Genomic DNA, 7,724 nt, shown 5'->3' on the forward strand with positions numbered 1-7,724 from the left:
GTCTACTCCTTCCGGGACGAGTTCGGCCAGTGGGACCCCAAGAACCAGCGCCCCGAGCTGTGGTCGCTCTACAACGGCCGGCACCGCCCCGGTGAGCACATCCGGGTGTTCCCGCTGTCGAACTGGACCGAGCTCGACATCTGGCGGTACATCGCCCAGGAGCGGCTGGAGATCCCCTCCATCTACTACGCGCATCGCCGGGACGTGTTCGAGCGCGACGGCATGCTGCTGGCGGTCACGCCGCTGACCCGGCCCCTGGCTGGTGAGACGGCGGCGCCCCGGCAGGTGCGCTATCGCACGGTGGGCGACATCACCTGCACCGGAGCGGTCGAGTCAACCGCGGCGACCGTCGAGGAGGTCATCGCCGAGGTGGCCGCCACCCGGCTCACCGAACGCGGCGCGACCCGGGCTGACGACCGGGTCAGTGAGGCGGCGATGGAGGACCGTAAGCGGGAGGGGTACTTCTGATGGCCGAGCTGCTGCGGGTCACGACGGCGGGGTCCGTCGACGACGGGAAGTCGACCCTGATCGGGCGGCTCCTCTACGACACGAAGTCGCTGTTCTCCGACCAGCTCGCCGCGGTCGAGCGCACCAGCCGGGAGCGCGGCGACAGCTACGTCGACCTCGCGCTGCTCACCGATGGTCTGCGGGCCGAGCGGGAGCAGGGCATCACGATCGACGTCGCGTATCGTTACTTCGCCACGCCCCGGCGGTCGTTCATCCTCGCCGACACCCCCGGGCACGTGCAGTACACCCGCAACATGGTCACCGGCGCGTCCACCGCCGACTTCGCGCTGCTGCTCGTCGACGCGCGCAAGGGGATCGTCGAGCAGACCCGCCGGCACGCCTTCCTGACGTCCCTGCTGCGCGTGCCCCATCTGGTGCTCTGCGTGAACAAGATGGACCTCGTCGACTTCGACCGGGACGTCTTCGAGAAGATCAAGGAGGAGTTCCGGCACTTCGCGGCGAAACTAGAGATCGTCGACGTCACGACGATCCCGATCTCCGCGCTGGGCGGGGACAACGTGGTCTCCCGGTCGCCAAGCACTCCCTGGTACGAGGGCAGCTCGCTGCTGCACCACCTGGAGGAGCTCCACATCGCCTCCGACCGCAACCTCATCGATGTGCGTTTCCCGGTGCAGTGGGTGGTCCGGCCGCGGAACGACGACCTGCACGACTACCGCGGGTACGCCGGTCAGGTTGCCGGCGGGGTGCTCAAGCCCGGCGACGAGGTCGTCGTCCTGCCCTCCGGGCTGACCACGCGGATCGCCGGCATCGACACGTTCGACGGCCCGGTCGACGAGGCGTTCCCGCCGATGTCGGTGACCATCCGGCTCGAGGACGATCTGGACGTCTCCCGGGGAGACACGATCGCCCGGCCGATGAACCAGCCGGCCGTCGGCCAGGACCTCAACCTGATGGTCTCCTGGATGGTCGACGCCCCGCTGCGCCGCCGGGCCCGGATCGGGATCAAGCACACCACCCGTTCGGTACGGGCGATGGTCACCGACATCTGTTACCGCGTCGACATCGACACCCTGCACCGCGACGAGACCGTCGAGACGCTGGGTCTGAACGACATCGGCCGGATCGCCCTGCGGACGACGTCCCCGCTGTGCTACGACCTGTACCGCCGCAACCGGAACACCGGCAGCGTGCTGCTCATCGACGAGTCGACCGGGACCACTCTCGGCGCCGGGATGATCATCTAGCCGGTGGTGACGGGGAGAACCGGGGAGAACCGGGGTCAGCCCGGCCGCCGTCCCCAGTCCGGTGGCAGGGAGGATCCGCGGCTGCCGGCCCGGCCGTCGAGGAACGAGATGCGGTCGTTGTTCGCGACCATCGCCGGGCTCGCGAGCCAGGCGGCATAGGCACGCCGCTGGGTCGGCGTCATCCGCGCGGACGGACGTGGATTCCCCGAGGCGTCGAGGAAGTTCTCCGCCGGCGAGGTGATGAACCCGTCGGCCCTCGGATCGCCGGTGTAGACGCGGCACGGCCCGCCGGCGGGGGTCACCGCGATCGGCCGGAGCGGGTCACGATCCCGGCGGGCCCAGAGCCGGCGGGCGCTGGTCTCGTAGGCCGCTGCCCAGCCGGGCAGGACCCGGGAGGCGTCCCGCAGGTCCGCGACGACCTGGGCGGGGCGGGTGGTCGGCAGGTCGCTGTGCCGTGCCCGGATCCAGGCCTCGATCACCTCCACGGTGACCCCGACGCCCAGATGGACGAAGGTGCCCGGTGGGTTCGTCGGATCGATGGACTTGCCCACCTCCCCGAGCACGTCGAGCAGCACCGCCTCGGTCGCATCGGCGAGGGCGCCGGCGAAGAACGCCTGCGCGCGCTCGACCCGCAGGTAGCCCAATGCCAGGGGGCTCGACGGATACCCGCCGGGGGCCGTTCTCCAGCCCTGGGTCGAGGCGGCCACCTGGTCCTCGAGACGAAGACCGTAGGTCGCGACGTCCTGGGCGAGCAAACCGGCCAGCGCCCCGCCGCGCAGGCCCTCCCGCAGCAGCGACTCCCACGCCTCGATCGGGATCAGCTCGACCAGGGCGGACTGCTCCGCCGCGGCCCCGGCCTGCGGGTCCACCGTGGGACTGGGGACCACGGCGGTGACGGCGTCGTAGAGTTCGTCCCGATAGGTCCGTAGCGCCGGGACGAGGGCCGCCCGCAGCCGGAGGAGCAACGGCCGATCACCGGTCGCCTGCACGGCCCCGGCCAGCCGGGAGACGAACGAGGCCGAGGCCCGCGGATCGGCACGGCGGCTCTCCTGGCTTCCCGCCGCGGCCACCAGCCGGATCCAGGCATCTTCCAGGGATCGGGCCGTCGCGAGATCCACCGGCAGCGGAAGGGCGAGCACGGCCGCGCCGCGCAGGATGGTGTCGATGTGGTCCGCCGCGAATCGGGCGGCCAGCGCCGGGGCCGCGGCGATGGCGTCCAGCAGCACCCCCTGGTAGTCGGTGACGGTCGGTCGGCCCCGGCTCGTGAGCCCGGCTGCGGCGGGGGCGAGCAGGCCGACGTCGTGCGGCGCCGACGGGGCGGCCGCGGCGTCACCCGGCCCCTTACCCGGCCCGCTACCCGGTCGGTCACCCGGCCCGAAGGCCATCCGGCCCAGCCGGTCCAGCAGCGCGCTGTCGAGGCGGGCCGAGGCGAGCAGGGGGGTCAGCAGGACCGTCTCGGCCGTGTCGGTCCTCCCAGCGGTGTTGAACCGGCCGAGCCAGGCGGCGCCGAGAGTTCGCCGGTGGCTGTAGGAGGCCAGGGTGGTGCCGAGGATCCGTTCCGCCTCCCGCCGGTCGAAGCCGAGCGGTTCGGGTGGACGGTGGACCATCGGCCCCCGCGACAGTCCCTCCACCCGGTAGAGCAGCCGCGCGAGCCCGTCGGGTCCCAGCGCGTCGTGAAAGCCCAGGACGAAGCCCGGATCGTTCATCCGGGACCGCAGCACGGTCAGCGCGTCACGCGGGGTGACCATGCCCGAGTTGTTTCCACCCGTTCCACCCATTCTGCCCGTTCTGCCCAGCCCTGATCCGCCTCTGCCCGTTCCGCCCTGGCCTGATCCGTGCCGGCCCGGCCCGTCCCCCCGCAGCGAGTGCGCCAACGCCCGTCCGGCGGCCACGGCCTGCTCGAAGGTGCGGAGCGCCTCGGAGGTACCGGGAATGCCCGGCGCCTCGCGGGGCACCGGCTGCCGAATCGGGGCGGACGTCGGCCTGACCGTGATGCCGATCCCGTCGTCGACGCCCTCGGCGAGGCGCAGCCGGCGCCGCAGCATGGTGACCTCGGCCTCGACTTCGTCCTCCAGCGCGCCGAGCCGTTCCGCCGGGTCGAGCGGCAGCCCGGCATCCGCCAACGCCGCGGCGAGGGCGCGAGACCAGGAGCGCAGCAGCTCCCCGGCCTCGGTCACGCTGGACACCAGCACACGCATCCGATCGGGGTCGACGAGCACCCGGTCGCTTGGTCCGGGCATGCGCGTCAGCCGACCTTCCGCGGCCCGCCGGGGCCCGCCGATCGGACGGGGGACATCGGCCCGCCGGGGCCTGCCGCAACGAACGCTGTCCCGCGGACCTGCAACGCTGTCTCGCAGGCCTGCACGCACCGATCGAGGGCCATGGCCGCCTCCGCCGCGAGCCGCCGCATCCGGCGCTGCCAGATCTCGGCCTGACGACCCTCCCAGGCCTCGGCGCCGACCGCCGAGATCCGCTCCAGCGCGGCGGCCACGTCCAGCCGGGCACGCCGGGCCTGGGCCAAGGCGACGGCCACCGTCGCGCGACGTCCCTCGGGCACCGTCATGCGCACACCACCCAGATCGTGATCAGGTTCACCGGTGGCGACGCTAACAGCGGCCCGCCCGCTCGCGCCCGCGCGGCGACGCGACTGTGGATGACGCAGGTGCCGGTCCGGTCGCCTGTGGATGACGCCGGTGCCGGGCCAGCGCCGGTAACGCCGGTTCAGCGCCGGTAACGCAGGAACAGGACGTCGTCCTCGGCGAGGATCTGGGTCAGGGTGAGCGCGGCCGGTGCCGGCCACGGCTCGCCTTTCATGATCCCGAGCCGGCCCGGCCCGGCCAGTACCGGGGTGATCGTCAGGCACAGCTCGTAGAGGAGGCCCGCCGCGGCGAGCTGGGAGTGCAGCAGCGGACCGCCCTCGGTGAGGATGCGGGTCATTCCCCGTTCCGCCAGGGCCCGGACGGCGAGGTCGGGTTCAACGGCGCTGCCGCCGCAGATCGCGATGTCGGCGACCGCCGCCAGCCGCCGACGTCGGTCGAGGGGTGCGGTCTCGCAGGTCAGTAGCACCGGTCGGATCTCCCCGCTGAACAGCCGGGCACCCGGGTCGAAGCCCGCCGTCGCGGTCACGACCGCGATCGGGGGCACCGCCGCGAGCCCCGCGGCGACGCGCCGCTCCCGCCGTTCGGGCGGGATGACCACCGGCCCGTAGTTCTCCGTCCGGGCGGTCCCGGCACCGACCAGCACCACGTCGCTGAGCCAGCGCAGCAACCGGAAGACCCGCAGGTCGGCCTCCCCGCCCAGGGGGCCCGAGCGGCCGCCCACCTCGGCGGCCCCATCGACCGAGGCCACGAAGTTCGCCCGGATGTAGGGGGTGTGCGCGGCGGACGAGGGGTAGGCGTACGCCTCGTCGAGATCGATGTCCTCGATGTCCTCGACGGCCTCCTCGGCCTTCCTCGCGAGCCCGGCGGCCCCCGCGGAACCGGCGAACGGGGGTGGAACCGGGAAGATGCGCCGCACCGGGCCGACTGTAACGGGCGACGGTGCTGGTCATCCGATCGGCGGCGAACCCAGGTCGGCGGCGAACCCATGCGTTGTGACGTCGGCCGCGATACCGCCGGCCGGGGCGACGGGTACGGGCGTCTCCGTACGCTGGGCGGGTGGCGCAGCGTCTCGTCGATCGCCGGCCGATTGTGCCACCCGGGGACCTGGTCGCGGCGCTTGTCCCGCCGCCCCGGTTCGACACGGTCCGGTTCGCCGGCTACCTGCCCGATCCGGCCGAGCCGAGCCAGGCCGCCGCGGTCATGGCGCTGTCCGCCTTCGCCGACCGGTTGACCGCCTCCTCCGGGCGGTCCAGCCGTTCAGATCGTTCCAGCCGTTCCGGGCATGCGGGCCGTTCCGGGAAGGGCGGCCTGTTCGGGCTCCTGACCCGGGGGGCGGGGGCGCCGGGCCCGTCCGGAATGCGGCCGGGGGTGTACCTCGACGGCGGCTTCGGTGTCGGCAAGACCCACCTGCTCGCCTCGCTGTGGCACGCCGTGCCCGGCCCGAAGGCGTACGGCACGTTCGTCGAACTGACCTCCCTGGTCGGCGCGTTGGGATTCGCCGCGACCGCGCAGGCTCTCGCGGGCCTGCGCCTGGTCGCGATCGACGAGTTCGAGCTCGACGATCCCGGCGACACGGTGCTGGTGTCCAGCCTGCTGACCCGGCTCGTCGAGGCCGGTGTCCACCTGGCCGCGACGAGCAACACCCAGCCGGAGGACCTCGGTGCCGGTCGGTTCGCCGCCGCCGACTTCCGCCGTGAGATCCAGGGTCTGGCGGCCAGGTTCGACATCCTCCGGGTGGACGGGGAGGACTACCGGCACCGGGGTCTTCCGGCCGCGCCCCCGCCGTGTACTGACGATGAGGTCGGCGCGCGGGCGGCTGCCGAGGAGGGGGCGACCGAGGACGGATTCGCCGCGCTGTGCGAGCATCTCGCCGGACTGCACCCCTCCCGGTACGGCGCGCTCGTGGCCGGGGTCACCCTGGTCTGCCTGCACCGGGTCGCGCCGGTCGAGGATCAGGCGGTGGCGTTGCGGGTCGTGGTCCTCGCCGACCGGCTCTACGACCGGTCGGTCCCGGTCGTGGCCTCCGGCGTGCCCTTCGGGGAGCTGTTCGGAGCGGAGCTGCTCGCCGGGCCGCATCGCAAGAAGTACCAGCGGGCCATGTCCCGGCTGAGCGCGCTGGCCCGGGACGCCGCGGCGGGGAACGGCACCGCGGGCCGCGTCGCCAGGATGCTGCCCGGCTGACGCACCAGGCCGGGCGCGCGGCCCGAACGTGCGGCCGCCGCACCCGAGTGGGGTGTCGGAGCCGGCGGTCCGGACGCCGGACCTGCCGGAGTATCTGTTCGCCGTTCCGGGCGTGGGTGACCCGCTGGCGGTCGTGCCGGGGCCTGCGACCATGGGTGCATGGGAACCTACGTCGTGCTGCTCGTCATGGTGTTGTTGGTGGGGCTGGCGGTGCTGGGCGGGCTCTATTTCGTGCTGTCCAGGGACCACACCCGGCGCTGACGGCCGGTGCGCTGACGGCTGGTGCGCGTGGTGCGCGTGGTGCGCTCGGTGCGCTGACGGCCGGTGCGCTGACGGGTCAGCCGGCGGTCGGCTCGGCCGGGGGGAGCAGGCGGATGATCACGACCGACTCGCCGTCGAGTTCCACCCGTCCCGGCATGTAGGTGAACCCGTGGGCGGATGCGGCCGGGGCGTCGAACGGGACGCCGTCGAGGGGGACGGCCTGTCGTTCGGCGGCCAGGTTCACGACGATCGCCACGTCGCCGCGACGGACCACCAGCCAGCGGGCCTCCTCGTCGAAGGTGCACGCGACCGAGGACCACGCCGGGTCGGTCAGCGCCGGCAGCCGGCGACGCAGCGCGATCAGCCGGCGGTGCCAGTCCAGCAGGTCGGAGTGACCCTCCCGGCCCGGTTCGGACCAGTCGAGTTTCGACTGCTGGAAGGTCGCCGGGTCCTGGGGATCGGGAACGTCCTGCGGCTCCCAGCCGTGGGCGGCGAACTCGGCGCGCCGGCCCTCCCGCACCGCGTCCCCCAGCCCGGGGGCGGTGTGGTCGGTGAAGTACTGCCAGGGGGTGCGGGCACCCCACTCCTCGCCCATGAACAGCATCGGGGTGACCGCCGAGGTGAGCAGCAGGGCCGCACCGATCCGGAGCAGGCCGTCGCTGAGCGTGGCGGACGCCCGGTCGCCGGCGGCCCGGTTGCCGATCTGGTCGTGGTTCTGCAGGAAGGTGACGAGCCGGTAGGCGGGCGTGGTCGGGGGGATCGGCCGGCCGTGGGAGCGCCCGCGGAACGTCGAGTAGCCGCCGTCGTGGACGAACCCACTGGTCAGCGCGTGGGCGAGGGTCGAGATCGAACCGAAGTCCCCGTAGTACCCCTGCCGTTCGCCGGACAGGGTTGCCCACAGCGCGTGATGGATGTCGTCGCACCACTGCCCGTCCAGGCCGTACCCGCCGGCCTCGGGTGCGGCGACCAG

Annotated in this window: 7 protein-coding genes; 3 read left to right on the forward strand and 4 right to left on the reverse strand. The window is 73.2% G+C overall.

Going from position 1 to position 7,724, the window contains the following annotated elements:
• Positions 1-468, forward strand: a 468-nt coding sequence (cysD, locus tag ACY45C_RS14060; protein WP_462188054.1) for a sulfate adenylyltransferase subunit CysD, incomplete at its 5' end; no start/stop codon positions are given.
• Positions 468-1,712: a sulfate adenylyltransferase subunit 1 gene (locus ACY45C_RS14065; RefSeq protein WP_462188055.1), complete on the forward strand. Its 1,245-nt coding sequence runs from the start codon at positions 468-470 to the stop codon at positions 1,710-1,712. The genes cysD and ACY45C_RS14065, both read left to right, overlap by 1 nt.
• A gap of 35 nt (positions 1,713-1,747) precedes the next feature.
• Here ACY45C_RS14065 and ACY45C_RS14070 read toward each other — a convergent pair whose 3' ends face one another.
• From ACY45C_RS14070 to ACY45C_RS14080, 3 genes are all read right to left on the reverse strand, one after another.
• Positions 1,748-3,952 carry a hypothetical protein gene (locus ACY45C_RS14070; RefSeq protein WP_462188056.1) on the reverse strand — a complete coding sequence of 735 codons (2,205 nt, stop codon included), beginning with the start codon at positions 3,950-3,952 and terminating at the stop codon, positions 1,748-1,750.
• A 5-nt stretch (positions 3,953-3,957) separates the two neighbouring features.
• Entirely contained in the window at positions 3,958-4,275 is a 318-nt protein-coding gene (locus tag ACY45C_RS14075) for a hypothetical protein (RefSeq protein ID WP_462188057.1), read from the reverse strand.
• Between the two features lie 158 nt (positions 4,276-4,433).
• A complete protein-coding gene (locus tag ACY45C_RS14080; protein ID WP_462188058.1) occupies positions 4,434-5,228 on the reverse strand; it encodes a pyrimidine reductase family protein in 795 nt (264 codons plus the stop codon).
• A gap of 140 nt (positions 5,229-5,368) precedes the next feature.
• Between ACY45C_RS14080 and zapE the strand changes: the two genes are divergently transcribed.
• A complete protein-coding gene (gene zapE / locus ACY45C_RS14085; RefSeq protein ID WP_462188059.1) occupies positions 5,369-6,493 on the forward strand; it encodes a cell division protein ZapE in 1,125 nt (374 codons plus the stop codon).
• Between the two features lie 337 nt (positions 6,494-6,830).
• Here zapE and ACY45C_RS14090 read toward each other — a convergent pair.
• Positions 6,831-7,724: DUF3459 domain-containing protein (locus ACY45C_RS14090; protein ID WP_462188060.1), on the reverse strand; the 894-nt coding region annotated here is incomplete at its 5' end.

Source organism: Frankia sp. CcWB2 (assembly GCF_977927585.1).